Source organism: Gluconobacter potus (assembly GCF_015244705.1).
Taxonomy (GTDB): Bacteria; Pseudomonadota; Alphaproteobacteria; order Acetobacterales; family Acetobacteraceae; genus Gluconobacter; species Gluconobacter potus.
Window position 1 is genome coordinate 1 of sequence record NZ_JABCQF010000003.1, and the last position, 24,562, is coordinate 24,562.

A 24,562-nucleotide genomic window follows, 5' to 3' on the forward strand; every position below is an offset into this window, starting at 1 on the left:
GACCGAACAGACCGCCCTGTCCGCCGAGGACCAGGCCGTCGTCGGCCGCCTCGCCCGCGTCCGCAACGCCGTCGCGCTGTACATCGCACTCGGCGCCGGATGGCAGGGCAAAGCCCTCACCGACACCAGACTCCCCGTCGAAGTCAAACAGCAGAACGCTTTCGTCAGAGCCTTCACACGATAAGGAAGAGGGCTGCATCTCCGTGAAAGCATTTGGCTTTTGCGGGGAAACGGGACAAGGTTCTGGCAGGATTACCTCGCCCTTGAGTTAGGATCAGTGATGGGCAGACTGTCTTTCAGGCGGAATATTTCTTCTGCCTTTTTCGCTCTGCTCGCCCTCATCCCGTCCGCCCAGGCCAGATCCATTCATGACTGCGTCATGACGAGCGAAGTCGTGCCTTTCCTGAACCCCGCTGGCGCTCCCGTGATTCATGTCCGGGTGAATGACCATGACGTCGGCGCCTTTTTCTCGACCTTCACCACGCGCACGAGTGTCTGGGACGCGAAGGGATTTGATTTTTACCGGGAAGATCCCATCAGGACCATTTCCGTCACGGGAACGGGCGGAAACTATTCCACCACCGTCCACAGCCTTCAGATCGGTCAATCCGTTCTCAAGGACATGACGGCCCTGCTGGTCGGTGAACGCCCCCCGAAAGCACCCGACGGGCTGCTCCTGATGGTGGATATCGGGTGGGACATTCTCGGGAACTATCATGTCCTGATCGACCGTTACTCCCAGAAAATGGCCATCTTTACCTACGACACGGCACCGGACTGCCCCGATATCGGAACGCTCATGAAAGATCCGGGGCCCTTCATTCCCCTGGTTTCGTTCGATGATGAGTCCCCTCAGCTCAATCAGATGACGGCCGTGCTGGACGGGCACAAGGTGGACATGCAGATCAATACCAGCGCCAACCGCTCCATCATTCAGCAATGGGTGGCGCGGAAAATGGGCATTTCACGACGCATGCTCGCGCAGGATGACGAGATCCGCGTCGGCGCCGGCGAGGTCCTGCTCGGACACAGGCATCATTTCAGCACGCTGCAACTCGGCTCGCACACGCTGCATGACATCACCCTGGATGTCGTCCCGGACGCGGAATTCAACATTCTTGGCATGGACGTCCTCAAGCACTTCAACGTCCTGATCAATCCGATGAAGGGCAGGCTTTGGCTTGAGGACTTCAAGCCCCCGCCGGACTATGTCGAGGAGAAAGCTCTCCCCTGGTCGCCAACCCATGACCGGCTCAGCATCACACATGCCAGCGAAGAAAAACAGGCCCCGCCCACACCGGAGCAGGGGACGAAACCTGCGCTCCATCCCTCCGAAAATCCGTGATCAGGCGTCCGCCGAGCCACCATCCACATCGAACTTCACACCCTGCGCAAGCGGCAGGGTACGGCCATAATTGATGGCGTTGGTCTGCCGGCGCATATAAGCTTTCCACGCATCGGAACCGGACTCGCGACCGCCGCCGGTTTCCTTCTCGCCCCCGAAGGCCCCGCCGATTTCTGCGCCGGACGGTCCCATATTGACGTTCGCAATACCGCAGTCGGAACCCTGGGCCGACAGGAACTGCTCAACCTCGCGGATATCTGTCGCAAAGATGGAGGATGACAGACCCTGCACCACGTCGTTCTGAAGCGCGATGGCTTCATCTAGCGTGTCATATTTCATGACATACAGGATCGGCGCGAAGGTTTCTTCCAGCACCGGTCCCGTCTGCGCAGGCATTTCGACCATTGCCGGACGGACATAGAACGACGCCTCGCCGTTCACATCAACGCGCGTTCCACCATGAACCGTGCCGCCTGCGTCCGCAGCAGCCTTCAGGCTGTCCTGCATCATCCTGAAGGAGGCCGCATCGATCAACGGACCAACGAGCGCGTCCCCCTCGACCGGGTTACCGACCGAAATCGCCTTGTAGACAATGACCAGCTTCGGCACGAGCGTGTCATAGACGCTGGAATGCACGAACAGACGCCGCAGCGTCGTGCAACGTTGCCCGGCGGTCCCCATGGCACCGAAGGAAACAGCACGCAGCGTCAGATCCAGATCAGCGGAGGGTGTGACGATGGACGCATTGTTCCCGCCAAGTTCCAGAATGGAGCGCCCGAAACGCCGCGCCACACGCTCACCGACATCGCGGCCCATCCGTGTCGAACCCGTCGCCGAGATGACAGGAACGCGACGGTCTTCCACCATCAGTTCGCCGATCTCGCGGCCACCGACCAGAAGCGTGCTGAGCGCGGCCGGTGCGTCACTGCCGAAACGGGCTACAGCCTTCAGAAACAAAGCCTGCGTGGCCAGTGCCGTCAGCGGGGTCTTCTCCGAAGGCTTCCAGATCACACTGTCACCGCAGACCAGCGCCAGCGCGGCATTCCAGGACCAGACCGCAACAGGAAAATTGAATGCCGAAATGATACCTACCGGCCCGATCGGATGCCACTGCTCCGTCAGGCGATGGTCCGGGCGTTCGGACTGGATCGTCAGGCCGTAAAGCTGGCGGGACAGACCGACCGCGAAGTCGCAGATGTCGATCATTTCCTGCACTTCGCCCAGCCCTTCGGACGGCACCTTGCCCACTTCCAGCGTCACGAGCCGTCCGAGCGCCTCCTTGCTGGCCCGAAGCTCCTCACCCAGCAGACGGACAAGTTCACCGCGACGTGGCGCCGGAACCCTGCGCCAGGCTTTGAATGCCCCGAGTGAACTGGCGATCGTCTCCTTCGCCTGCTCTGCACTGATTTCCGCGACCTCGGCAATCACTTCCCCCGTGAGCGGAGACTTCACCGCCAGACTGCCCCCCGTATACAGATCAGGCGACACGCCAAGACTGTCGAGGAGCGCTGTCACTTCGCAACGGAGAGATGCCGTCATTGTTCTTCCTGTCCTGGGTCTTTCATACCGGACGCGGGACACGACCGGGTCTGCATGACGCTAACCGAAAAGCATTTCAGGCCCGATCCCGCGTTCATTCTATTCACAAACCGTTATGACAGGTTCGTCAAGATGACGTGGCCAGAGCAGACATGTCCGAACGCGTCAGGAACCGAAACTCAGGCCTGGATATCCTGCAGGACCTGAAAGCCCTCGAACACGGGTGGCCCCAGCGTCAGGGCGGGTCCCTGCCCGGCACCGGCATGTGCGACCCGGAATTCTTCCGATCGGGTCCAGCCGATGAAGGCATCGTAAGACGCCCAGACGGTATGAGAGGCATAAAGGACGTAATCTTCCATCGCCGGCCCGCGAAGAAACTGGAAGCTGACAAATCCGGGCACGGTTCTGAGCAGCACATCACGATCCAGCCATTTTTTGCGAAAAGCCTCTTCGCTGTCCGGCCGGACCCTGAAGCGGTTCATGGCAATATACATCGCGGCATCCCCATTTTTTCGCCCGGCATGACCTGAGCCTGCGGGCATTTTAAAGGGCAGGTTACCCCTGCGGTTTCGCCTGGGTGATCACCCGCTCTCCTGAGATGGATCCCCAAAGCAGCACACACAAGGTTCCCATGCGCCGCCACGCCATCTTCCCGTCTGTGCCGGACGGCAGAAAACCGCTAGGATATCCGTAAGCAGGACCATGCAGCCGAATCTTGCGGGCCGCAGAATCCACGTCGATAGCGACGCAATCAGAATATCCATCTGAAGGCAGGACCCATGCAGAATTTTGAATTCTACAATCCCACACGCATCATTTTCGGCGAGAACACGATTCCGAAGCTGGCCGAGCATATCCCGGCCGAAGCGCGTGTCCTGATCCTGTTCGGCGGTTCAAGCGCGGAACGCAACGGCACGCTTCCGGCCGTCCGCAAGGCGCTTGAGGGCCGGTTCACAAGGGAATTTGGCGGCATCGAAGCCAATCCGACATTCGAGACCCTGATGAAAGCCGTCGCTCTCATCAGGGAGGAGAAACTGGACTTCCTGTTGGCCGTCGGCGGTGGCTCTGTCATTGACGGAACCAAGTTCGTGGCTGCGGCCGTGGATTTCGAAGGCGATCCGTGGAGCATCCTCACGACGCATGGCGCGAACGTCAAAGCCGCGATGCCACTGGGCACCGTATTGACGCTGCCGGCCACGGGTTCGGAAATGAACAGCTTCAGCGTCATCACGCGTCAGTCCACGCGCGAAAAGCTGGCTTTCGGCAGCCCGCATGTCTTCCCGCGCTTCTCGGTCCTGGACCCCACCCGCACCTATTCCCTGCCCGTGCGGCAGGTTGCGAATGGCGTCGTGGATTCCTTCGTTCACATCATGGAACAGTACCTGACCTATCCCGCGGACGGGCTGGCGCAGGACCGCTTTGCCGAGGGACTTCTGCTCAGCCTGATCGAGATCGGACCGAAGGTGCTGAGCGAGCCGGAAAACTATTCACTCCGCGCCAATTTCATGTGGATCGCGACACTGGCGCTCAACGGGATCATCGGCGTCGGCATGCCGCAGGACTGGTCCACGCACAGCATCGGCCATGAACTGACGGCACGGTATGACATCGACCATGCCCGGACGCTTGCAATCGTCCTGCCGTCCATGCTCCGGACCCGAAAAGACACCAAGCGCGGCAAGCTGCTTCAGTACGCAGCCCGCGTGTGGAACCTGCATGACGGCACGGAAGACGAGCGGATCGAAGCCGCAATCGTGCGGACCGAAGAATTTTTCGAAAGTCTGGACATCCCGACGCGCCTGTCAGCCTACGATATCGGCGAGGACGCCATCGAGCCGCTGATCGGACAGCTTGAGGCCCACGGCATGACCGCACTGGGTGAACATGCCGACATTACACCGGACGTCAGCCGCCGCGTTCTGCAGATGAGCCTGTAAAAAAGACGGGGGCGGCGCAGGCTGCCCCCGTTCCAGTCAGGACGCCGTACCGATGACGTCCTGCAGATGCTGGCGATAGGCTGCGAGTGTTGCATCCACATTCGGCGCCTTCATCACGTCCGTCGCAAGAAAGGTCGGGAGCGCGGACATGCCCAGGAACTCGTGGGCCTTGTGGAACGGGAAATACACCCCGTCGATACCGCGCCCCTCGAAGAACTGGGCCGGGTCCGTAAAGGCCTCTGCCGGCGCATTCCACGTCGTTGACAGCATATAGCGCTTGCCCTGCGCCAGACCGCCCGAGCCATATTTGCGCTCCGGATGGGCCCGGCTGCGGCCATCATTGGCGTAGAGCTTACCATGGCCGGCCGTCATGACTTTGTCGATGTATTTCTTGACGATCCATGGCAGCCCCATCCACCAGCCCGGGCACTGATAGATGATCAGATCAGCCCAGATGAAGTTCTCGACTTCCTGCTCCACGTCATAGCCGTCATCGATCTTCGTCTGGCGGATCTCATGGCCGTTTTTGGAAAGAATGTCCGCCGCAAGAGCCTGAAGCGTGTCGTTCAGCCGCCCGTGGGAATGGGCAAAGACCTTGCCGCCATTGAGGAGGAGAATTTTCGTCATGATCGCATATCCGTTCTGTCAGACATCGGGGATGGGACTGTTCAGGGAGCATGATGAACCGATAACTCCCTCTTGATAATTGTTTCGATCTCCACAAAACCTATGAAGCAGTTTCACAGATCGGAAGACAGATGGATAACCGTTTCGGGGAAATGAAGATCTTTCTCCGCGTTGTGGAGAGCGGCAGCTTTTCCGAGGCCGCGCGTCTCTCCATGACTACGCCGTCCACCGTCAGCAAGCTGATCGGGCGGGTGGAGAACCGTCTGGGGGTCCGGCTCGTGGAACGCTCGACCCGCAAACTGTCAGTCACACCCGAAGGTCTGGCTTATTACGATCGGGCACAGGCCCTGATCGCGGAGCTGGACGACATGGAAGGCTTCCTGTCCAAGAAAAACGTCCAGCTCACGGGGACAGTGCGGATCAATGCGTCTGTGGCATTCGGGACGCTGGCGCTGGAGCCGCTGCTCCCTGCATTCTGGGACGCCTACCCGGATATCGTGGTCGATCTGTCACTCTCCGATGAAATGACGGACCTGTATCTGGACCGGACGGATATCGCCTTCCGCGTTGGAAAACTGCAGGATTCCAGCCTAACGGCCCGGCAACTGGGAAGCGTGCCGCGGCTGATCGTCGGCGCACCGGATTATCTGGAGCGGTTCGGACGGCCTGAAACCGCGGACGACCTGGAGCATCATCGCTGTCTGGGCTTCAATTTCCGCCGGGCGGCGCCGGTCTGGCCGCTGCAGGAGCGGGGCAGGATCGTGGACCGGATCGTCCAGGGCCCCTTGCTCGCCAATAATGGCGAGACCGTCCGCCGGGCCGCGATCCGCGGGGCGGGGCTGGCGCGGCTCGCGGAATATCATGTCCGCGAGGATCTGGCGGCGGGGCGTCTGGTGGAAGTTCTGACGGAAAGCGGCACGCGGGACGAGGAAGAGATCCACGCGCTCTACCAGGGCGGAAAACAGGTCCCCCAGCGCATCCGGGTCTTTCTGGATTTCGTCGTCCCGCGCCTTCAGGCCAGCCTCAGGCCACTTGCGGAAAATCTATGAACGCAATTCCCAGATCCGCGATCAGGGGCTCCGCGAGGCGGCACCAGACCCGTCTCCCCGGAACCGGACGAGTTCGCGACGAATGACCTGAAAGACCGTATCGCGCAGCCAGCGATGGACGCCATCCGTATCCACGCGGGGGTGCCAGGCCTGAAGCGACGTAACGGGAGGCAGATCGAACGGAAAATCGAAAGCTGCGAGCTGGATCTGGGAGAGTGGCAGGCGATCGATGACGATATCGGGCAGCGGCAGGATCATGTCCGTCTCGCGCATTGTTTCGATCATGGAATGGTAAGTGGGGACGACCATCGCGATGGGACGGGTCAGGCCGTACCGCTCCTTCAGGACAGTATCGATCGGGCCGTAGGGAAGGCCTTTGCGCGAGACGCTGATATGGTCGTAATCGACGAGGGTCTGCGGGGTGATGCCACGCGCGAAAATAGGGTGTCCCTCGCGGACCATGACGCGAAACGATGTCAGAAACAGGGTCTGACGCATGGTTTCGGGCCGCAGATCGTCCGTGGCACCCACATAGAGATCGATCCGGCTGTTACGCAAAGCGTCGCTGGCCGCTTCCTCCGTCTCGGGCGAAAACACGATGCTGCAACCGGGGCAGTCCCGTTTGAGAGCCATCAGAATGGCGTGACCGAATGCGCCAACGATCAGGTCATTGGCGCGGATCGTGAAACGGGGCGAAAGGTTGCGCAGGTTGAGGGTCTCACTGTCATTCACCAGCGCATCCGCGTCGCGCACGATGCTCTGGACACGATCACGGATGCGATTGGCGAAGGTCGTGGCCACCATGCGTCGGCCCGACAGGACCAGGATCGGGTCTCCGAACACTGTTCGCAGGGTTGCAAGATGGCGGCTCATGGCAGCGTCGCTCACCTTCAGGCGCCGCGCGGCCTGTGAAACACTTTCTTCTTCCACCAGAACCTGAAGATAGCGCAGAAGATCGAGATCGTAGCGTCTGTGGCGGTCAGTCCGCTTCGCCATCGCACACTCCCTTTCCCGCTGGTTTCAGGTGCATTTTCACGCCTTCGTGTAAAAATGGAAGGGATTTCTTCAACCCTTGCGAAAAGTGGAAACGTCACTTGCTTCAAATGTGGGTTTTCGGACCCACTCACTCCGGATAGGGGCTGTCTGGTAACGGAAGAGATTCATGGAACCAGCAGCTTCGTCACCACCTGCCGCCCCACCCGCGCAGCCCTCCTATATCCCGCCTTTCGGCATGCGGACCATCGTCGGCTGTCTGGGGATGCTGCTGGCCGTGCATGTGGCCGGATTCAACGAACACATCACGGAAATCGGCCTCGCCGATATCCGGGGTGCGATGCATATCGGGCATGACGAGGGGACGTGGTTCACCTCGATCTATGAGGCCTTCAACATCGCAGCCATGGCGTTCACGCCCTGGTTCTACATGACGTTCTCGATCTACCGATTTTCGATCTTCATGACGGCCGTCCTGGCCATGCTGTCAATCCCCCTGCCCTTCATGCCGGACATGATCTCGCTGTGTTTCCTCCGCGCGGCGCAGGGACTGAGTGCGGGATGCCTGCCGCCCGTCCTGATGACGGTCATGCTCAAATACCTGCCGCCACCGATCAAGGTGTTCGGCATTGGCGGCTATGCGATGAGCGCCACCTTCGGCCCCAATCTGGGCGGGCCGCTTGAAGCGATGTGGTTCGAGCATGTGGGCTGGCGCTGGCTGTACTGGGAAGTCATTCCCTTCAGTATCATCGCCATCGCCATGATGGCCTACGGGCTACCGCGCGATCCGGTGCATCTCGAACGGTTCAGAAAGTTCAACTGGCGCGGCTTCTTCATTGGCGTGCCGTCGATCATCTGCGTCGTGACCGTGCTGTATCAGGGAGACCGGCTGGACTGGTTCCGCTCACCCATCATCTCTCATCTGACGTTCTGGGGTGGTGCGCTGTTCGTGGGCTTCCTGTTCCATGAGTGGCATCATCACAGTCCATTCTTCCGCCTTCAGTACTGGAAGAACCGTAACATCACCATGTCACTCCTCACACTGGTGGCGGTGCTCATCATCTGCGGGCTGATGCTCGAAGTTCCGATGACGTATCTGGAAGCCGTGCGGGGATATCGGCCGATCCAGGCAGCTCCGGTCGCGCTGACGGTCGCCCTGCCCCAGCTCATCATGCTTCCGCTGACGGCAGCACTCTGCAACTCCGCACGGGTGGACTGCCGCTATGTGCTGGCCTTCGGCATGTCGTGCCTGGCGCTCTCGGCGTTCCTTGGAACCTGGCTGACGCCGGACTGGGTGCGGGACAACTTCTATATCATGCAGGGGCTTCAGATCTTCGGCCAGCCAATGGTCGTGATCCCGGTGCTGATGCTGGCCACCATGTCCCTTGGCCCTGCGGACGGGCCGTTCATCTCGGGCATGGTCAACATGCTCAAAGGCATGGCCAATGCATTCGCAACCGCCATTTTCGAAATCCTGCTGCGTCGTCGTGAACAGTATCATTCCACCATGCTGCTGGACCGGGCTGGCAACAACGCCACGTCGCTCTCAGGCATGGGCGATCCGATCCATGCGGCGATCAACAATACATCGCCCGACAGCAATCATGTGGCGCGCAACACGCTTCAGATCTTCCACACCTATCTGCACGAACAGTCGATCACGCTGGCGCTGGTGGACATCTACTTCGTCGTGATGTGCATCTGCATCTTCTATGTCGCGCTGACCGCCGTGCTGCCGAAACGGGTCTATCCGCCCGGCAAGGGACCTGCTCCCGCCATCCCTGCCGCGGCCCGCGAACCGGATCCCGAACCTGCACCTTCCTCCATTCCCGCCACCGCGCACTGACGGACCTGCCTCGAACATGATTTACGGAAAACCCCTCCTTCTGGCCGGATGTGCGGTCATTGTCCTGACGGGTCTGGCCTGGACGGCTGACCGATTCTTTGTGGGCGACGGCATCCGCCAGGAAACCAACGACGCCTATGTCACGGCCGACTTCACAACCGTGGCACCCAAAGTCTCCGGGCGTATCGACCGCGTGCTGGCGGAGGACAACGAATACGTCCATGCCGGGGAAGAACTCGCCCATATCGAGGACGACGATTACCGCGCGGCTTTGGGAGCCGCCCGAGGTGACACCGCCGCAGCGCAGGGCGATGTGGACAATCTTCAGGCTTTGCTGGACCGTCAGGGCTCCATCGTCGATGCGGCGAAATATACCGTGCAGTCCGACGAGGCCGCACTGGTCTTTGCCCGGCAGAATGCAGCGCGGTATCGCAATCTCTCGGCCGGAGGGGCCAGCACGATTGAGCAGCAGCAGGGCGCGGAAGCCCGACAGCTTGAAGCCGTCGCTGCCCTCGCCCGCGACAAGGCCGAAACCAGCACGGCTGAACAGCAGGTCGCCGTGCTCAAGGCGCAGCTCGAAAAAGCGCAGGGTGCGCTTCTGAAGGCCCAGAATGCGGAGCATCAGGCCGAACTGAACCTGTCCTACTGCACGATCCCTGCCCCCGTGGATGGTGTGGTGGGCGAGCGTGGCGTGCGCGTTGGTGCGTATGTCCATCCAGGCACAGGGCTGCTGGCAGTCGTGCCGGTTCGCAAGGCCTATGTGCTGGCGAATTTTCAGGAAACGCAGCTGACAAAGGTTCAGACTGGCCAGAGTGCGACGATCTGGGTCGATACGTTCCCGGGCCACCCGCTCAAGGCTCATGTGGACAGTCTGGCTCCGGCGACGGGTGTGGCCTTCGCCGCCATTCAACCGGACAATGCGACGGGTAACTTCACGAAGGTGGTGCAGCGCGTGCCGGTCAAGCTGACCTTCGATCCTGGCCAGCCTCTGGCGGAAAAGGTGCGCGTCGGCATGTCCGTCGAAGCGCGGATCGACACGTCCTCAACACCTGAAGGAATTCATGCCCATGACGAGCGGTATCTCTGGAAATGAGACCTTCCATGCTCCAGCCTTCCCGCTGCCTTCTTCTGGCCCTGACGGCGCTATCCGCCTGCACTGTAGGGCCGGATTATCATCGTCCCGATCCGCATGCACCGGCCCACTGGCACCAGAGCCTCACGCCTGCTGCAAGCCATCCGCAGGAAACGTCCGCCATTGAGGCGCAGTGGTGGCGGATCTATCGTGATCCGACGCTAACAGCGCTGGAAGAAGACGTCGCACGCAACAACCTCGATCTGCGTGAAGCAGCCCTGCATTTCACGGAAAGTCAGGCTGAACGGAAGATCGCCAGTGCGGCCCAGATGCCGCATATGGAAGGTGCCGCCTCCTATGCCCGCGAGCGCGCCAGCACGAACGGTATTCTCGGGCTTCTGGGAACGACGCAGCAGGCCGGCCCCGGCGAAATCGCCAGTGGTGAACAGGGTTTCGGCCCGGCAGCCGCAGACGGCGCAAAAGGCAATCCGTCGTTCAATCTCCCGCAATACGGGCTGAGTGCATCCTGGGAAGTTGATTTCTGGGGGCATGTCCGGCGGCAGGTCGAAGCAGCGACGGCAGCCATGCATGAAACGGACGAACTGCGCCGCGATGTGCTGGTCTCGCTCATGGCCGAGACCGCGCAGGACTATCTGAATCTGCGCAACATCCAGACGCAGATCGGCATCACGCAACAGAGCATCGCCATTGCACAGCACAGCGTGAAGCTGACGGAACTGCGCTTTGCACAGGGCACGGCGACAAAACTCGATGTCGCCTATTCCCGCGGGCAGATGCACGGCTTTGAGGCACGTCTTCCGATCCTGAAAAGTCAGGAAGTGCATCTCGTGAACGCACTGAGCTTCCTGACGGCGCGCGAGCCCGGCGCATTGAAGGACAGGCTCGGCTCGGCGCAGACGATCCCGCCCGTCCCTGGGGATATTCCGGTTGGTCTGCCCTCCGAACTGGCGGAGCGTCGCCCGGATGTGCGGGCGGCCGAAGACCATCTTCATGCGGCAACAGCGAGCATCGGCGTGGCCGTTGCTGACTTTTTCCCGCGCATAACGCTCTCGGGCAGTCTCGATATTCAGGCGTTGCAGTTCAGCGGCTTGGGATCATGGGCGTCCCGTCAGTACGGGTTCGGTCCGACCATGACGCTGCCCCTGTTCGAGGGCGGGCGTCTGACCGGACAGCTTCACCTGCGCCGGGCCCAGCAGAAGGAAGCGGCGATTGCCTTGCAGCGCACGCTTCTGAAAGCCTGGGAAGAAGTCGATGACTCCATGGCTGATCTGAGCGCCGCGCAGGAGCGCCGGAACCGGTTGGAAGAAACGGTTTCGGAAGACGAAACCGCCGTGCATATCGCCCAGCTTCAATACAGTCAGGGTGCCGGAGACTTCCTCAACGTCCTGACGACGCAGAATGCCCTTCTGGCAAGCCGGAGCGCGCTGGCTGAATCCAGCGCCAGTGTATCTGTTTCCGTGGCCCATCTCTACCGGGCATTGGGCGGTGGGTGGACGCAGAAATCCTGACGACCATCCCCACAGACACTGTTCTCAGCCGCCGTTCAGGGCGGTGTTGAGAACGGCTGCCAGACGCACGCCCGCCTGTTCCAGACGCAGTTCCATGATCGGCCAGGTCAGCGCGGTGTAATCCTTGCCGATATCCGCGCCCTTGTTAGCCGGAAGGGCGCCATAGGCCACGCTCCGAGCCAGCGAATGGCTCTCATCGGCCCAGTCAACGGTCGCGTTATAAACATCGCCGCCGTCCAGATCCTGAACCCAGTATTTTGTCTCATCGGGCGTGATCAAGGCGCCAAGACGATCGGCTTCCTTCTTCGCGCGGGACGCGTCGATGCTGTAGAACGGGCCGACATGCAGATCCGCCTCATGGTCGATCACCCCCTCGTCCCACAGGGAATGCAGGTTCATGTGGCCGTTGGCGTTGTTGCCGAAATAGGTCAGACGGATGGCATTGCCGCCCTTGTCGTTATTGCGCTCGGCAGCGTGCAGGGGCTGGTGGATATCACCGATCAGGTGAACGACCCATTTCAGGGCGACCAGACGATCCTGGGCCGCAGCATGGGTGTCGGCGAGGATTTTGATCTCCTCAGGCAGCTTCTCGACAACGCAGGCATGGTCGGGGCAGTCGCGGGCCTGATCGTAAGCCGGATGGGACACGTCGATATCGACGTAATGCCATTTCAGGGTCTCCGGCGCCCCACCCTTCTTCTTGGGAACATGACCGATCGTATCCGGCCAGGAGGCGACCTGATCGAGGGTCTGATGGTTCTCAAGGGCCAGCAGGGCCGTGGCAGCCTTCTGGGCCTGCGGCGTCAGACGTTCCTGCGCGATATCCGCCACGATCGCATGACCATAAGGTCCCCACGCCAATGCGCTGGAAGAAAAGACAAGAGAGCCGGCCCCGATCAGGGACGTACAAAGAAGACGAAGATGCATGGAAACCTGTCTGTCCAACGCTGAAAGTGATGCCGTTCCAGTTTCTCACCGTTTCGAGAGCACCACAAGGCATTCCGCGGCACGGGCCACGGCGTCGTGACCGCACATATTTCCGTGTTCGGAGAGCACTCCCGCCTCACAGGCCGGGGCCGTGAAAAACAGAATCTCCTGCCGCATGCGCCGGACAGTCCAGAAATTCTTCCCCGGATGCCTCCGTTTTTCATTTCAGCGGCAAATAGTCATGAAACCACTGTCGCCGATCGCGACAAGTATTCAGAGGATGACTCTGTCCAGGCACCATTTCCTGTAATTTTTTCCTGCACAAAATCAAAATTGTTCAGAAATATTACCCCAAGAGAAAAGTGTTTTTACCAATCAGCGCCCATCAGGGGTAAAATTTTTACAAAACAAGACACGCAATAAACTAACTAATTAAAACAGTATGTCATAAAGTTTACCGGTAATTATATTCAGTCCTTATTGCACTTGTTGTTTTCAAAAAATACGCTCCTCAAAAGAACACGAGAAAAAGAGATCAATTTTTCAATTATCACTTAATTTTTATTTTGGAGATTCCCTGAATGTCATCCTGGGCACAAGTCTACGATCCCATAGGAAATATCTGGATTTCCGGCGCGATCGCTCTCATTCCGATCCTGTTTTTCTTCTTCGCGCTGCTATACCTGCGCATGAAAGGGCATATTGCCTGTACAATTACTGTCGGAATTACCTTTGTGCTGGCCGTCGCATTCTACGGCATGCCAGTCTTCATGGCGCTGGCCGCGTGTCTTTATGGCTTTGCCTACGGTTTATGGCCCATTTCATGGATCATCATCGGGGCGGTTTTTCTCTATAAAGTCTCCGTTCGGACCGGTCAGTTCGACATCATCCGCCATTCGATTTCGACGGTCTCGGAAGACCAGCGCATCCAGCTTCTTCTCGTTGCCTTCGCGTTCGGGGCGTTTCTGGAAGGTGCTGCCGGTTTCGGCGCGCCAGTGGCCATCACCACAGCCCTGCTCGTCGGCCTCGGCTTTCCCCCGATCTACGCCGCCGGACTGTGCCTGATCGCCAATGCAGCCCCGGGAGCGTTCGGCGCGATGGGCATCCCCGTGATCGTGGGAGCCCAGGTGATCGGAGCGGAACCGTACATGGTGGGCCGGCTGGTCGTGATGCAGTTGATCGTAATCGGCATCGTCATTCCATTCTGGCTGGTCGGCGTAGTTGACGGACTGCGGGGTATCCGTGAGACATGGCCCGTCATTCTGGTCGCGGGTGCCACCTTCGCCATTACGCAGACCCTGACGGCCCTCGTGATCGGTCCCGAGCTTCCCGACATCATAGCTCCGCTGGTCACGATGGTGGCGATCCCCGTCTTCCTTCGGATCTGGAAGCCGAGCCGGATTTTCCGCTTCGAAACCGGAGAGACACCCGCCGACGCCATCGTCGAGAAGGCAACCTATACGGCACCGCAGATCCTGCGGGCCTGGTCTCCTTTCATCATCCTGACGGCTTTCGTGGCTGTCTGGAGCATCAAACCCGTCAAGGCCCTCTTCGCAGCCGGTGGACCGCTGGACTGGACGGTGCTCGTCATCCGCTTCCCGGGGCTGCACAACCTCGTCCTGAAAATGGCACCGATCGTTCCCAGCCCGACGCCTTATGCCGCGATCTTCAAGGTGGATTTCGTCTCTTCCGTGGGTACGGCCATCCTGCTGGCAGGCGTCATGTCTGTCCTGTTCCTAAAAATGCGCCCGAAGGACGCTGTCGCGACCTTCACGGATACGCTGCGGGAACTGAAAACGCCCATCTATGCCATCGGCATGGTGCTGGCCTTCGCGTTTCTGGCCAACTATTCGGGCCTTTCCACGACGCTGGCCCTGGTTCTGGCAATGACCAAGGGCGCGTTCACCTTCTTCGCGCCCCTGCTTGGCTGGCTGGGTGTTTTCCTGACAGGCTCCGATACGTCCTCAAATGCGCTGTTTGGCGGGCTTCAGGCAGCAACCGGCCGTCAGATCGGGGTCAGCGGGGAGCTTCTGGTCGCCGCCAATACGGTTGGAGGGGCCGTGGGCAAGATGATCTCTCCGCAATCCATCGCCGTGGCTTCAGCCGCCGTGGGACTGGTGGGACAGGAAGGCGCCCTGCTCCAGTTCACGCTCAAATGCAGCATCGTTCTGGCGATTCTGGTCGGGCTGATGACAACGGCGCTGGTCTTCATGGGGGTGGGCACATAGCCCGCTCCTTCTGACAGCAGTATCGAAGGGGCGCAGAGGCACATCTGCGCCCCTTTTCTTTTACAGGACTCTAAAAGTACCCTATTTCTTCATCAAGGTGCCGAGTTGCGAAACATTCGCAACGTCGAAAAAGCCCCAGATGAGGACCCGGTGCCGACTCTGCCTAATTCACGAAGGATAGAGGTAATAAATCCTCCCATAGATCTTCATAAATCCTTGGAAACCATAATAAGACAACGGGCGTTTTCGTTAGTTATCCTTCTCTGGTACCTCTTCCTGACTTGCCCTTTTTCGGGATTATTTCCGGATAATTGGCCGTTCACGGTTGCATGATCACGCTGTCTCTGTAGGCTGCGGACCTCTGAAGGTGACGCGGATCACGGTCCTGTCATCAGTCTCGAGTGTATGCGAAGAGTGATTTTACATGACGAAAGATCGTCACTGCCCTCTTGTTGACCTCCATGTTTCCTCTCCCAATGCCATGCGCCTGAACCGGCTGATGCGGATGTCACGTCGTGATACGCTGATGACGGGCATGGCCGGCATGGGTGTTCTGGCGGCTGGAAATGTCGTGGCCGCAGAGCCTGCAACCGGCGCCGATCCTGAACTTGAACGCTTCATGAAGGTCTCGACACGCCTGACGGACCGCCCTTCTCTCGACCCGCGGATCGGAAAGGCGCTTTACGAGCGCATTCTCCAGTCGGGACCCGAGCGCAAGGCCCAGCTCTCAAAACTGGCTGATCTGCTGGACGGCGGAACCTACGAGAGCGCCTCCGCCTTCGCCAAGGCAGCCGAGCAGGCCGACCCGGCGTTCAAGGACGTCATTCATGACCTCATGACCGGCTGGTATCGCGGCGTCGCGGACGGCAAGGTCGTGGTCTATCGCTCGGCGCTGATGTTCGACATCACCAAGGACGCCATCTACCCCAAAACCTACGCCGCAGGCGGCCCGTTCTACTGGACGACGCAGCCGCCTGAAGTCGACAAGCCGACCGGCGCGCCTGCGCTGTCGCCATCGAAGTTCGACGTGGAACCTACCTGAGAGCGGGAACAGCATCTCCTATGTCTTCAGATCAGAATCTTTCCGCCGATGTCGTCATCGTCGGATCCGGCGTTGCGGGCAGTTCCATTGCGAACGAACTGGCGCGCGCAGGCATTTCCGTCGTCGTCCTCGAAGCCGGCCCGCGTGTGGACCGGCAGCACTTCGTGGACAATTTCCGCAATCTGGAAAACAAGCCGTCCTATCAGGGGCCTTTCCCGTCCACGCCCTGGGCCGAGCATCCGCCCAACCAGATCACGCCCAACAAGTACCTGCATACGAGTGGCCCGAATGCCGAAGCCTATCAGCAGGTCTATCTGCGGATGATGGGTGGCACGACCTGGCACTGGGCCGGTTGTGCATGGCGTTATCTTCCGTCCGATTTCGAGCTCAAGACCCGCTATGGTCAGGGCCGTGACTGGGCGCTGAAATACGACGATCTCGAGCCGTTCTATTACCAGGCCGAAGTCATGATGGGCGTGTGCGGTCCGGACCCGAAGGTCGAGGATCTGGGCTCCCCGCGCAAGCAGCCCTACCCCATGGAAGCCCTGCCGATTTCCTACGCGGCGCAGCAGTTCCGCAAGCTCATCAGCGAAAAGACGCCCTATCGCGTCGTGCATGAGCCGCAGGCCCGGAACACAAAGCCCTATGACGGTCGCCCGACCTGCGAAGGGCACAACAACTGCATGCCGATCTGCCCGATCGGGGCGATGTATAACGGCGGATATTCCGTTTATCACGCCGAAGCAGCCGGAGCGAAGTTCGTACCGAACGCGGTCGTCTACAAGATCGAGCGGGACAGCGCGAACAAGAAGGTGACGGCCGTTCACTACTACGATCCGGACAAGGGCTCGCACCGTGTGACCGGCAAGTATTTCGTCATCGCCGCGCACTGCATCGAGACGGCCAAGCTGCTGCTGGTTTCGGCAGACGAGCAGAGCCCCGATGGTATTGCCAACAGCTCGGGCCATGTCGGCCGGAACATGATGGATCATACCGGCGTGCAGGTGACGTTCATCAGTGGCGACAAGGCCCTGTGGCCGGGACGCGGTCCGCTCGAGACGAACGTGATCGACAATTTCCGTGATGGCGACTGGCGCGGTGATCGCGGCGCGTATCTCGTGCACATGGTCGATGACAACCAGGTCGATTTCGCAACGCAGCTTGCAATTTCAAAGGGTTATGTCGGCAGGGACCTCGAAGAGCAGATCCGCTATCTGGCCTCCCATACGGTCCGTCTGTTCAGCCATAACGAGGCCCTGCCCGACCCGGACAACCGCCTGACGCTGAGCACGACGCACAAGGATGCGCTCGGGATTCCGCATCCGGATGTCTATTACAAGCTGCCGGAATACACGGTCCGCAGCTGCGAGCACACGCGCGGCCTGTTCAAGAACCTCATCGGCCTGATGCACGGCACGGACGAGCAGTGGACGCCGGGTTACTTCCCGCAGGATCATCCCTCGGGCAGCACCATCATGGGTGTGGACCCCAAGGATTCCGTGGTGGATGGCCATTGCCGGACGCATGACCACGAGAACCTGTTCATCGCGAGTTCGTCCGTGTTCTCCACGGTCGGAACCGGGAACATCACCCTCACCGTCGCAGCCCTTGCGCTTCGTGTTGCCGATACGCTGAAAAAAGAACTGCTCCATGCCTGATTTCAAAACCGTTTTCTGGTCTTTCCTTATTGGTGGAACGGTTCTGGGCGGACTGTCCGGTCATGCTGCACGGGCGGCGGATGTGGATCAGGATGTCATGAACCGTGGCGCCTATCTCGCCACGGCAGCAGACTGCATCGCCTGTCACACCAAGCCGGGCGGCACGCCGTTCGCCGGCGGTCTGAAGATCGCAACGCCCATGGGCGACATCATCTCGACGAACATCACGCCGGACGCCGATCATGGCATCGGGAAGTACTCGGAGCATGACTTCGAGCAAGCCCTGCGTCGCGGCAAGCGGCGCGATGGCGAGAACCTGTATCCCGTGATGCCGTATGTCTCTTATGCCGGCATGACGGACCAGGACATTCACGCGCTCTATGTCTGGTTCATGAACGGGGTCAAACCTGTTGCCGAAACGCCGCCTGCAACCCAGCTCAGCTTTCCCAGCAATATCCGCCTGACCCTGTCGGGCTGGAACATGCTGGCAGGCAGCGAGAAGCAGGAAACCGGCGATTCCGCGACCTATGACAAGCTGCGGCGCGGCAAGTATCTGGCCACGGCCCTTGAGCATTGCGGGACATGCCACACCCCCCGCAACGTGATGCTCATGGAGAAATCCGATGAGTTCCTGGCGGGAAGCCCGGTTGCCGGCTGGTATGCTCCGAACATCACCCCGAGCAAGACCGGCGGGATCGGAGACTGGAACGAAGACGACGTCGTCCAGTATCTGCGCACCGGACGGGTCAAGGGCAAAAGCCAGGCGGCCGGCCCGATGGGCGAAGCTGTCGAACACAGCACGAGCCATCTGACGGATGCGGATCTGCATGCGCTTGCGGCCTTCGTGCTTCAGGTCAAACCGATTGACGACACGGCCGATCATCAGCCGCGTGATGCTTTCGGCAAGGCGAACGATATCCCCGATCTACGCTCAGGCGAGCTGACCCGGATCGACAACCTGTCTCACAAGAACCCGGAAAACCTGTTCGACGCCAACTGCGCTGCCTGTCACGAGCAGAATGGGGCAGGTACGGCCGATCAGTATGCACCGTCCCTGTACAAAAACTCCGTCGTGGGCGCCGGTCGTCCGGACAATCTGATCATGACGATCCTGACCGGCGTAAACCGCAAGACGGCCGATGGCCATGCCAGCATGCCGGCCTTCGGCAGCACATCGGATGTGCAGCGTCTGGATGACGAGGAAGTCGCGAGCCTCGTGAACTATGTCAGCAAGACCTTCGGCAGCGGCACCTATCAGGTGACGGCGGACCAGGTCGCCCAGGTCCGCAAGGAGCATACGCAGCACTGACGCCTGCCTGTTCCGCGCAGCAGAAAGGGGAGACGGACCTGGTCCATCTCCCCTTTTTTGTGGAACTGTCCGGGATCAGCCTTCGCTGGAGCGCTTGTTCGTCAGCAGCAGGATAAAATACGGCAGGAAGAAATAGAGCGCGATCATGACCATGAGCGGCCCCAGAAGCCATGCCATGTTTTCATGGAACAGGGACTGGCTGAACAGGTTGCCCAGTCCCATCATGCAGCTGACGCAGAAGAAACCGCCCAGATTTGCAAGAAATCCCCGATCGCCGTTGATCTGACGCAGCTGCTGGAAAAAAGGGCTGGACTGCTGCGGGACGGTCATGCGGACATACTTCCTGTTTGCCGGCAGAGGATGGGACAAACACGCCAGTCGCGTTCGTTCATTTTCCGGACTGACAGGCAGGATACTGCCACCTCCCGCAAGATCAAAGCCGGAACTCCATAAAAAGCGCCTGATTTCACTCAAGCGATCTCTTTTCGCGAACGTCTTATCACATAATTTGATATATCCGCGAACGCTTGGATCATGAATGATATCTTCTCATGTTCAGGAGCTTCCCATGATCTCACAGACCGCCGCCGCGCCCCTGCCCCGCAACTGCACGTTCGAAGCGGCGGACTGGGATCTTCTCTCCCGCTGCTGGCATCCGGTGGCGCTGGTGCGCGAACTGGAAGAAAAGCCGCTGGGCGTGACGCTTCTCGACGTGCCTCTCGTGCTTTATCGCGCGGGCGGGACGATCGTGATTGCCGATGACCTGTGCCCGCATCGTGGCGTCCCGCTCAGCATGGGCACGGGCAATGGGGAAACGATTGCCTGCGCCTATCATGGCTTCCGCTTCGGCAATGGCGGAAAGTGCGTGCGCGTACCCGCCCACCCTGACAGCGCCATTCCCTCCAAACTAAACCTGCGCACCTATCCGGCCGTCGAGCGATACGGGCTGATCTGGACCTGCCTGAATTCGGACGGGACCGTGACGATCCCGCCGATGCCACACTGGGATGATCCGGATTATGAGCAGATCAACTGCCCCTGGATCGACATCGCGGGTTTCGCAGGACGTCAGGTCGAGGGTTTCATCGACGTGGCGCATTTTGCCTTTGTCCATACCGAGACATTCGCCGATCCCGATAACCCTGTCGTCCCGTCCTATATGCCCAGAATGACGAAAGACGGGTTCGAGGCGGAATATCGCAGCACGGTCAGCAATTTTCCGGTCGGGCATGAGGACTGGGAAAAGCCGGGATTTGAATGGCTGCGGCATTTCCGCGTCCATGTGCCTTTCGTGGCGACACTGGAAATCCATTTTCCGGATGACGGACGGCTGGTCATCATGAATGCCGCCTCACCCGTTTCCGCACGGATGACACGCATGTTCTCGCCGATCTGCCGGAACTTCGACAAGCATATCCCGCTTCAGGCAGTCTATGATTTCAACCGGAAGGTCTTTGAGGAAGACCGCGCGCTGGTTGAGGCGCAGAAGCCCGAGAACCTGCCGCTCGATCCGACACTGGAAGCGCATGTCATGGCGGATCGCAGTTCGATCGCCTATCGCCGGGCCCTGCGCGGAATGGGATTCAGCCAGTTCTTCAGCGCCTGAGCGATAAAAACCGCATCCCGCTCCGAAAGAGTGGAATGCGGGAGGATTTTCAATTCATCTGCAACTCCCGTCCCACCGGATCGGGTGGAACGGGAGCATTTTCAGCAAGAAGTTCCTGATTTTTCAGCGTTTCCCAGAACCCGGGTGGGATCGGATGATCAAACCAACCAAGGTTCTGGTCGAGTTGTTGCATCGTTCGGGTTCCCGCGCAAAATGCCCGGATGGCCGGATGCGCGACAACGAATTGCAGGGCTGCCGCAGGCAGGGGAACATCATATTGCTGGCACACGTCCTGAATCCGCGCGACTTTCGCAAGGATTTCCGCAGGCGCGGGTGAATAGTTGTATTTCGCGCCGGGGACCGCTCCGGTTGCAAGAATTCCGGAATTGAACCCTCCTCCGACCATGAGCGTGACGCCCCGCTCCTCGCATAACGGGAGGAAGCTCTCCAGCGCATCCTGCTCCAGAAGTGTGTAACGCCCAGCCAAAAGGAAGCAGTCGAAGTCGCGCTGCTGAAGGGCTTCGTGGCAGACCTGCCATTCGTTAACGCCTACCCCTATACCCTTGACGACGCCTTCGGAACGCAGCTTTTCCAGTGCGCGCCAGCTTCCGTCCATCGCCTGTCTGAAATATTCGGGCTGCGCGTTTCCATGTGTGAAGCGGTCAATATCGTGAATAAATACGAAGTCGATGCGTTCGAGCGCCAGCCTCTGAAGGGAGTCTTCAAAAGCGCGCATCGTCCCATCGTAACTATAATCAAACGCCATGGTATTGGCGGCCGCGTTATTCCAGGGCGCAAAATCGATGCTGGCGCGAGGGGCTGGATGAAGGACACGGCCGACTTTTGATGTCAGGGCATAATCATCGCGGTTTTTCCAGCGCAGGGCCTGCCCAAGCCGGAGTTCTGCCAGTCCGTGTCCGTACATCGGCGCCGTGTCAAACAGCCGCACACCCCTGTCCCATGCCATGTCGATCATGGTCCGGGCGTCTTCCTCGCCAACTTCATGAAGAAAATTACCCAGAGGGGCAGTTCCGAAAGCAAAAGCCGTGACATCCGTTGCACCCCGGCCGAAGGAGCGTTTTTCCGTTGGTTTCATGTCATTTCTTCCTCAAGCGCGCGTTTTTTATGAGCGGCCCTGCGGAACGAGGCTCACAGTCCCGCTCAGGTCGATACCTGACGCGCAGGAAGAAAGGTGGATTTACTTACACGAAAACTTCATTGTGAAGGTATTTATAAAATAAAATGGAATATAAATTTCTGTATTTCAGAGTTATTATTTATAACACTCCCTATAAAACCGGCGCCTTATGAGGGCGCCGGTTTTATATGCACCACGAGTGGATGATCAGGCCGCGCGGATCGAGGTCACCCCGGCCGTGGGCTGCGCAACCGGAGCAGGCGGCGTCAGTGTCCGGCGGACGGCGTCGTGCCAGCCGTCGATCATGATGCGGCGCTGTGCCGGGTCCATTTTCGGTGCGAAGACACGCTCCTGCTTCCAGGTGGCCGCGACCTCGTCCAGGTTCTTCCACAGTCCGACCTGCAAGCCCGCCAGGAAAGCCGCGCCCAGTGCGGTGGTCTCGATATTGACCGGACGCTCGACCTCGGCCTTGAGCATGGAGGACAGGAACTGGGCGAACCAGTCATTGACGGCCATGCCCCCGTCGATGCGCAGGATGCTGGTGCGCATGGCCCCGTCCTCACGCATGGCGCGGATCAGGTCATAAGTCTGGTAAGCCACGGATTCCAGCATGGCACGCGCGATGTGCGCCTGCGTGGAGCCAAGCGTCAGGCCGCAGATCAGGCCGCGTGAATCCGGGTCCCAGTGAGGAGCGCCGAGGCCGACGAAAGCCGGCACCATATAGACGCCATGGCTGTCCGGGATGCGGGTCGCCATATCGTCGGTCTGGGAGGCATGCGTGATCAGTTTCAGCCCGTCACGCAGCCACTTGATGCCGGCCCCCGCCACGAAGATGGAACCTTCCAGCGCGTAGAACGTCTTGCCGCCGATGCGATAGGCGATCGTGGTCAGCAGGCGGTTGTTGGACATGATCGGCTTCTCGCCGGTGTTGAGCAGCATGAAGCAGCCCGTGCCGTAAGTCGCCTTGGCCATGCCCTCGTGGAAGCAGGCCTGCCCGATGACGGCGGCGTGCTGGTCGCCCGCCATGCCGCCGATGGCGATCTTCTCGCCGAACAGCTTGGCTTCCGTCTCACCGAAATCGCTGCTGTTGTCGCAGACTTCCGGCAGAAGGGCGCGCGGCACATTGAAAAGCTTCAGAAGCTCCTCGTCCCATTCCTGCGTATGGATGTTGAACAGCGAGGTGCGGCAGGCATTGGTGATGTCCGTCGCATGGCGCTTGCCCCCGGTCAGACGCCACAGCAGGAAGCTGTCGATCGTACCCGCCGCCAGTTCCCCCGCTTCCGCGCGGCGACGGGCATCGGGGACATGATCGAGCAGCCAGGCGATCTTGCTCGCCGAGAAATACGGGTCCAGCAGCAGGCCGGTCTTTTCACGGACCATGGCTTCCTTGCCCTGCTGGCGCAGGAGATTGCATTCATGCGCCGTGCGACGGTCCTGCCAGACGAGCGCGCGATGGATGGCGCGACCCGTCTCACGGTCCCAGATCACGATGGTTTCGCGCTGGTTGGTGATGCCAATGGCTGCGATGCGCTCCGGCCCCCCGACTTCGTCGATTGTCTCGCGCGCGGTGGCGAGCACATCACGCCAGATGTCCTCGACATCGTGTTCGACCCAGCCCAGTTCTGGATAATGCTGGGGGAACTCACGGCGGGAAATGGCCAGAGCCTGCGCATCCTTTCCGAAGACAATGCTGCGGGTCGAGGTCGTGCCCTGATCAATGGCGAGGATGCAGTCTTTCTTGCTCATGATGTGTTCTCCGGCGAAAGATCTTGGAAGTTCGAAGGGTTTCAGACGGATTTCAGGAGATCCGGTTGACGACGGGAAATGCGGGGTCGTCCGGATTGGACACGACCAGAACCGGCTCGGCGGGATTGATCCCGTCCGGCGCCACGGTGATGGTCTGTTCCAGATAACGTGGCATGAAAGGACGCAGGCCAAACTGGTACAGGGCCGCCCCGATCGGCCCCCCCACCAGCGGAGCCACGACCGGAACCCAGAAATAGTTGCCCGGAGCCGGCAGTGCACTCTGCCCCCACCCCGCAAAGAAGCAGAACAGGCGCGGGCCAAAATCACGGGCCGGATTGATGGCCCAGGCTTCCAGATAACCGCAGGATGCCCCGATGATCGCTACCAGAAGACCGATAATGAGAGCGCCGGAATTAGCCTGCGGAGCCTGTGTGTTGTACTGGCAGGTGACTGCGAAAATACCGAACACCAGCATGGCAGTCATGACCATTTCGTCCCAGAACGCATGGGAGACCGTGATGAAATCACCGGGCTGGGTGAAGAATACCCCGGAAGCTCCACCATCGACGGCACGCGTCAGGTTATGCGCCATGTTGAAGTGGTCGATGACTGGGGCGTAAAGTGAGTACACCAGCGCCGCACCGGCAAAACCGCCGAGTACTTGAGCGCTCATGTAAGGAATCACTTTCTTCCACGAAAAGCCACGGAACATGGCCAGAGACAGCGTAACGGCCGGGTTGGCGTGGGTTCCGCTGACAGCGCCAGTGGCATAGATCGCCACCGTCACGCCCAGACCCCAGACGATGCACACGCCCCAGTAGGCCGATTTGTACGGACTGGGATCGTAGAGCGAGTACATGGCCGCAACCCCATCTCCGAAGAGGATGATGATTGCGACAGCGAAGAACTCCGAGAGGAGTTCACCAAGATAACGCCTGTTTTCTGACATGACTGGCATCCGCCATGAAAAA

21 protein-coding genes and 1 pseudogene are annotated in these 24,562 nt (G+C 59.8%); 13 read left to right on the plus strand and 9 right to left on the minus strand.

All coding sequences use genetic code 11. The features are described from left to right. Both HKD31_RS06410 and HKD31_RS06415 read left to right on the plus strand, forming a co-directional pair. Positions 1-184, plus strand: a pseudogene (locus HKD31_RS06410) (efflux transporter outer membrane subunit); the annotation flags it as partial. Positions 185-280: 96 nt separating this feature from the next. Further along, positions 281-1,345 carry a retroviral-like aspartic protease family protein gene (locus HKD31_RS06415; RefSeq protein WP_194265301.1) on the plus strand — a complete coding sequence of 355 codons (1,065 nt, stop codon included), beginning with the start codon at positions 281-283 and terminating at the stop codon, positions 1,343-1,345. Here the strand turns inward: HKD31_RS06415 and amaB are convergent, their stop codons facing one another. Then, positions 1,346-2,884, minus strand: coding sequence for an L-piperidine-6-carboxylate dehydrogenase (gene amaB / locus HKD31_RS06420; RefSeq protein WP_194265302.1), 1,539 nt, complete (start codon positions 2,882-2,884; stop codon positions 1,346-1,348). It lies immediately after the preceding gene. Between the two features lie 179 nt (positions 2,885-3,063). Beyond that, the gene (locus HKD31_RS06425; RefSeq protein ID WP_194265303.1) at positions 3,064-3,378 is read right to left on the minus strand and encodes an antibiotic biosynthesis monooxygenase family protein; all 315 of its coding nucleotides are present in this window, start codon (positions 3,376-3,378) and stop codon (positions 3,064-3,066) included. A gap of 285 nt (positions 3,379-3,663) precedes the next feature. Here HKD31_RS06425 and HKD31_RS06430 point away from each other — a divergent pair, with 285 nt between their 5' ends. Then, positions 3,664-4,821: an iron-containing alcohol dehydrogenase gene (locus HKD31_RS06430; protein WP_194265304.1), complete on the plus strand. Its 1,158-nt coding sequence runs from the start codon at positions 3,664-3,666 to the stop codon at positions 4,819-4,821. A gap of 36 nt (positions 4,822-4,857) precedes the next feature. Here HKD31_RS06430 and HKD31_RS06435 read toward each other — a convergent pair whose 3' ends face one another. Further along, positions 4,858-5,448, minus strand: a complete 591-nt coding sequence (locus HKD31_RS06435; protein WP_194265305.1) for an NAD(P)H-dependent oxidoreductase — start codon at positions 5,446-5,448, stop codon at positions 4,858-4,860. A 131-nt stretch (positions 5,449-5,579) separates the two neighbouring features. On the opposite strand from HKD31_RS06435, the gene HKD31_RS06440 reads away from it, so the two are divergent. Then, positions 5,580-6,497 (plus strand): LysR family transcriptional regulator, encoded by a 918-nt coding sequence (locus HKD31_RS06440; protein ID WP_194265306.1) that lies wholly within the window; start codon positions 5,580-5,582, stop codon positions 6,495-6,497. Positions 6,498-6,518: 21 nt separating this feature from the next. Here HKD31_RS06440 and HKD31_RS06445 read toward each other — a convergent pair whose 3' ends face one another. Then, positions 6,519-7,493, minus strand: coding sequence for a LysR family transcriptional regulator (locus HKD31_RS06445; RefSeq protein ID WP_062496662.1), 975 nt, complete (start codon positions 7,491-7,493; stop codon positions 6,519-6,521). A gap of 166 nt (positions 7,494-7,659) precedes the next feature. On the opposite strand from HKD31_RS06445, the gene HKD31_RS06450 reads away from it, so the two are divergent. The 3 genes from HKD31_RS06450 to HKD31_RS06460 are packed head-to-tail and all read left to right on the plus strand — an operon-like array spanning position 7,660 to position 11,937. Next, positions 7,660-9,336, plus strand: coding sequence for an MFS transporter (locus tag HKD31_RS06450; protein WP_194265307.1), 1,677 nt, complete (start codon positions 7,660-7,662; stop codon positions 9,334-9,336). A 16-nt stretch (positions 9,337-9,352) separates the two neighbouring features. Then, on the plus strand, positions 9,353-10,429 hold the full coding sequence (locus tag HKD31_RS06455; protein WP_194265308.1) for an HlyD family secretion protein: 1,077 nt from the start codon (positions 9,353-9,355) through the stop codon (positions 10,427-10,429). A gap of 8 nt (positions 10,430-10,437) precedes the next feature. Further along, positions 10,438-11,937, plus strand: coding sequence for an efflux transporter outer membrane subunit (locus HKD31_RS06460; RefSeq protein ID WP_228120311.1), 1,500 nt, complete (start codon positions 10,438-10,440; stop codon positions 11,935-11,937). A gap of 24 nt (positions 11,938-11,961) precedes the next feature. On the opposite strand, the gene HKD31_RS06465 is transcribed toward HKD31_RS06460, so the two are convergent. Beyond that, positions 11,962-12,864 (minus strand): S1/P1 nuclease, encoded by a 903-nt coding sequence (locus HKD31_RS06465; RefSeq protein WP_194265310.1) that lies wholly within the window; start codon positions 12,862-12,864, stop codon positions 11,962-11,964. Positions 12,865-12,960: 96 nt separating this feature from the next. Between HKD31_RS06465 and HKD31_RS06470 the strand changes: the two genes are divergently transcribed. The 5 genes from HKD31_RS06470 to HKD31_RS06490 all read left to right on the plus strand — a co-directional run bounded on the left by HKD31_RS06470 (position 12,961) and on the right by HKD31_RS06490 (position 19,101). After that, positions 12,961-13,287 (plus strand): hypothetical protein, encoded by a 327-nt coding sequence (locus tag HKD31_RS06470; protein ID WP_194265311.1) that lies wholly within the window; start codon positions 12,961-12,963, stop codon positions 13,285-13,287. Positions 13,288-13,445: 158 nt separating this feature from the next. After that, positions 13,446-15,092 (plus strand): lactate permease LctP family transporter, encoded by a 1,647-nt coding sequence (locus HKD31_RS06475; protein ID WP_194265312.1) that lies wholly within the window; start codon positions 13,446-13,448, stop codon positions 15,090-15,092. A gap of 424 nt (positions 15,093-15,516) precedes the next feature. Continuing rightward, entirely contained in the window at positions 15,517-16,134 is a 618-nt protein-coding gene (locus HKD31_RS06480; RefSeq protein WP_041112275.1) for a sorbitol dehydrogenase family protein, read from the plus strand. A 20-nt stretch (positions 16,135-16,154) separates the two neighbouring features. After that, positions 16,155-17,792: a GMC family oxidoreductase gene (locus HKD31_RS06485; protein WP_194265313.1), complete on the plus strand. Its 1,638-nt coding sequence runs from the start codon at positions 16,155-16,157 to the stop codon at positions 17,790-17,792. Further along, the gene (locus HKD31_RS06490; protein ID WP_194265314.1) at positions 17,785-19,101 is read left to right on the plus strand and encodes a c-type cytochrome; all 1,317 of its coding nucleotides are present in this window, start codon (positions 17,785-17,787) and stop codon (positions 19,099-19,101) included. Before HKD31_RS06485 ends, HKD31_RS06490 begins: the two co-directional genes overlap by 8 nt. A 75-nt stretch (positions 19,102-19,176) precedes the next feature. Here the strand turns inward: HKD31_RS06490 and HKD31_RS06495 are convergent, their stop codons facing one another. Further along, a complete protein-coding gene (locus HKD31_RS06495; protein ID WP_041112272.1) occupies positions 19,177-19,431 on the minus strand; it encodes a hypothetical protein in 255 nt (84 codons plus the stop codon). A gap of 238 nt (positions 19,432-19,669) precedes the next feature. Between HKD31_RS06495 and HKD31_RS06500 the strand changes: the two genes are divergently transcribed. Then, a complete protein-coding gene (locus HKD31_RS06500) occupies positions 19,670-20,707 on the plus strand; it encodes a Rieske 2Fe-2S domain-containing protein (protein ID WP_194265315.1) in 1,038 nt (345 codons plus the stop codon). A 49-nt stretch (positions 20,708-20,756) separates the two neighbouring features. On the opposite strand, the gene HKD31_RS06505 is transcribed toward HKD31_RS06500, so the two are convergent. The 3 genes from HKD31_RS06505 to HKD31_RS06515 all read right to left on the minus strand — a co-directional run bounded on the left by HKD31_RS06505 (position 20,757) and on the right by HKD31_RS06515 (position 24,540). Next, complete coding sequence (locus tag HKD31_RS06505; protein ID WP_194265316.1) at positions 20,757-21,803, minus strand: aldo/keto reductase; 1,047 nt, start codon at positions 21,801-21,803, stop codon at positions 20,757-20,759. A gap of 249 nt (positions 21,804-22,052) precedes the next feature. Continuing rightward, the gene (glpK, locus tag HKD31_RS06510) at positions 22,053-23,591 is read right to left on the minus strand and encodes a glycerol kinase GlpK (protein ID WP_194265317.1); all 1,539 of its coding nucleotides are present in this window, start codon (positions 23,589-23,591) and stop codon (positions 22,053-22,055) included. A gap of 52 nt (positions 23,592-23,643) precedes the next feature. Further along, positions 23,644-24,540 carry an MIP/aquaporin family protein gene (locus HKD31_RS06515; protein ID WP_194265318.1) on the minus strand — a complete coding sequence of 299 codons (897 nt, stop codon included), beginning with the start codon at positions 24,538-24,540 and terminating at the stop codon, positions 23,644-23,646. Positions 24,541-24,562: the final 22 nt, after the last annotated feature.

Excerpts from the sequence above, each read along its gene's own strand:
- HKD31_RS06415 (WP_194265301.1), top strand. The coding sequence starts at position 281 with ATGGGCAGACTGTCTTTCAGGCGGAATATTTCTTCTGCCTTTTTCGCT.
- amaB (WP_194265302.1), bottom strand. The coding sequence starts at position 2,884 with ATGACGGCATCTCTCCGTTGCGAAGTGACAGCGCTCCTCGACAGTCTT.
- HKD31_RS06425 (WP_194265303.1), bottom strand. The coding sequence starts at position 3,378 with ATGTATATTGCCATGAACCGCTTCAGGGTCCGGCCGGACAGCGAAGAG.
- HKD31_RS06430 (WP_194265304.1), top strand. The coding sequence starts at position 3,664 with ATGCAGAATTTTGAATTCTACAATCCCACACGCATCATTTTCGGCGAG.
- HKD31_RS06435 (WP_194265305.1), bottom strand. The coding sequence starts at position 5,448 with ATGACGAAAATTCTCCTCCTCAATGGCGGCAAGGTCTTTGCCCATTCC.
- HKD31_RS06440 (WP_194265306.1), top strand. The coding sequence starts at position 5,580 with ATGGATAACCGTTTCGGGGAAATGAAGATCTTTCTCCGCGTTGTGGAG.
- HKD31_RS06445 (WP_062496662.1), bottom strand. The coding sequence starts at position 7,493 with ATGGCGAAGCGGACTGACCGCCACAGACGCTACGATCTCGATCTTCTG.
- HKD31_RS06450 (WP_194265307.1), top strand. The coding sequence starts at position 7,660 with ATGGAACCAGCAGCTTCGTCACCACCTGCCGCCCCACCCGCGCAGCCC.
- HKD31_RS06455 (WP_194265308.1), top strand. The coding sequence starts at position 9,353 with ATGATTTACGGAAAACCCCTCCTTCTGGCCGGATGTGCGGTCATTGTC.
- HKD31_RS06460 (WP_228120311.1), top strand. The coding sequence starts at position 10,438 with ATGCTCCAGCCTTCCCGCTGCCTTCTTCTGGCCCTGACGGCGCTATCC.
- HKD31_RS06465 (WP_194265310.1), bottom strand. The coding sequence starts at position 12,864 with ATGCATCTTCGTCTTCTTTGTACGTCCCTGATCGGGGCCGGCTCTCTT.
- HKD31_RS06475 (WP_194265312.1), top strand. The coding sequence starts at position 13,446 with ATGTCATCCTGGGCACAAGTCTACGATCCCATAGGAAATATCTGGATT.
- HKD31_RS06480 (WP_041112275.1), top strand. The coding sequence starts at position 15,517 with ATGACGAAAGATCGTCACTGCCCTCTTGTTGACCTCCATGTTTCCTCT.
- HKD31_RS06485 (WP_194265313.1), top strand. The coding sequence starts at position 16,155 with ATGTCTTCAGATCAGAATCTTTCCGCCGATGTCGTCATCGTCGGATCC.
- HKD31_RS06490 (WP_194265314.1), top strand. The coding sequence starts at position 17,785 with ATGCCTGATTTCAAAACCGTTTTCTGGTCTTTCCTTATTGGTGGAACG.
- HKD31_RS06495 (WP_041112272.1), bottom strand. The coding sequence starts at position 19,431 with ATGACCGTCCCGCAGCAGTCCAGCCCTTTTTTCCAGCAGCTGCGTCAG.
- HKD31_RS06500 (WP_194265315.1), top strand. The coding sequence starts at position 19,670 with ATGATCTCACAGACCGCCGCCGCGCCCCTGCCCCGCAACTGCACGTTC.
- HKD31_RS06505 (WP_194265316.1), bottom strand. The coding sequence starts at position 21,803 with ATGAAACCAACGGAAAAACGCTCCTTCGGCCGGGGTGCAACGGATGTC.
- glpK (WP_194265317.1), bottom strand. The coding sequence starts at position 23,591 with ATGAGCAAGAAAGACTGCATCCTCGCCATTGATCAGGGCACGACCTCG.
- HKD31_RS06515 (WP_194265318.1), bottom strand. The coding sequence starts at position 24,540 with ATGTCAGAAAACAGGCGTTATCTTGGTGAACTCCTCTCGGAGTTCTTC.